Source organism: Acinetobacter sp. YH12144 (assembly GCF_013418345.1).
Lineage (GTDB): Bacteria > Pseudomonadota > Gammaproteobacteria > Pseudomonadales > Moraxellaceae > Acinetobacter > Acinetobacter amyesii.
In genome coordinates this window covers 1-1,230 of record NZ_VPCD01000060.1, presented here as the reverse complement: position 1 = coordinate 1,230, position 1,230 = coordinate 1, and the positions used below count along the sequence as shown (strand labels likewise).

Annotated in this window: 2 protein-coding genes; both read left to right on the top strand. The window is 37.1% G+C overall.

Annotated elements, in window-relative coordinates; all coding sequences use genetic code 11:
* Positions 1 to 296 (top strand): NAD(P)/FAD-dependent oxidoreductase (locus FTU79_RS16395; protein WP_180009779.1); only part of this gene is annotated, 296 nt, incomplete at its 5' end.
* 17 nt (positions 297 to 313) lie between these two features.
* Positions 314 to 1,174, top strand: a complete 861-nt coding sequence (gene estT, locus FTU79_RS16390; RefSeq protein WP_077782102.1) for a macrolide hydrolase EstT — start codon at positions 314 to 316, stop codon at positions 1,172 to 1,174.
* The last annotated feature ends 56 nt before the right edge of the window (positions 1,175 to 1,230 follow it).

Here is a 1,230-nt window from a genome sequence, read left to right as displayed (position 1 = left end):
TATTTCCCTTAGATAAGTCTTGGAAAAGTAAGCGTCCATTACCCATAACGATGATTGGAGATGCTGCTCATTTGATGCCTCCTTTTGCAGGACAAGGCGTAAACAGTGGGTTGATGGATGCCTTGATATTGTCGGATAATCTGACCAATGGGAAATTTAACAGCATTGAAGAGGCTATTGAAAATTATGAACAGCAAATGTTTGCTTATGGAAGAGAAGCACAGGCAGAATCAATAATAAACGAAACGGAAATGTTCAGCCTCGACTTTTCTTTCCAAAAACTAATGAATCTATAAAACAGAAAGGCGAGGAAATGAAAGAGAAAATAGTTAAAAAAAACGGAATAAGACTTTTTACCGAAAGTTTTGGATGTGAAAAAGATCCGGCAATACTCTTGATTGCGGGAGCAACGGTATCCATGTTGTATTGGGATGCTGAATTTTGCCAGAAACTATCTGAAAAGGGATTTTTTGTTATTCGCTACGACAATAGGGACGTAGGAAAATCTACTAATTACGAACCGGGTTCAACCCCCTATGATATTGTTGACTTAACCCATGATGCTATTTCAATTTTGGACGGCTATAAAATAGTCAAAGCCAATTTTGTGGGAATTTCACTGGGCGGACTGATTTCTCAAATAGCATCAATAAAATATGCCGACAGGGTAAGTTCAATAACACTAATCTCATCAGGTCCTTGGGGCGACTCAGACCCCACAATTCCTGAAATGGATACGCGTATTTTAGATTTTCACGGAAAAGCTGAAACCGTAGATTGGACAAATGAAGACAGTGTGGCAAATTATTTAATTCAAGGTGCTGAATTGATGAGCGGCAGGAAACAATTTGACAAACAAAGAAGTGAAAAACTGATTAGAGCCGAATTTAAAAGAGCTAATAACTATATAAGTATGTTCAATCATGCGGCACTGCAAGGTGGTGAAGAATACTGGAACAGATTGAGCGAAATCAATCAACCAACCTTAATTGTACACGGAACGGACGATAAAATATGGCATTTTAAGAATTCAGCAGTTTTACTTGAAAAGATAAACGGCTCAAAACTAATAACGCTTGATGGAACCGGACACGAACTACATTTCGAAGATTGGAATAAAATTATTGATGGAATAACGCAACATACAACAAATAACAAAAGAATGAACAAATAGGGTATTATGTATTTCCAAATCAACGGTTTAGAGATTGAAGCTAATATCAATGTGTT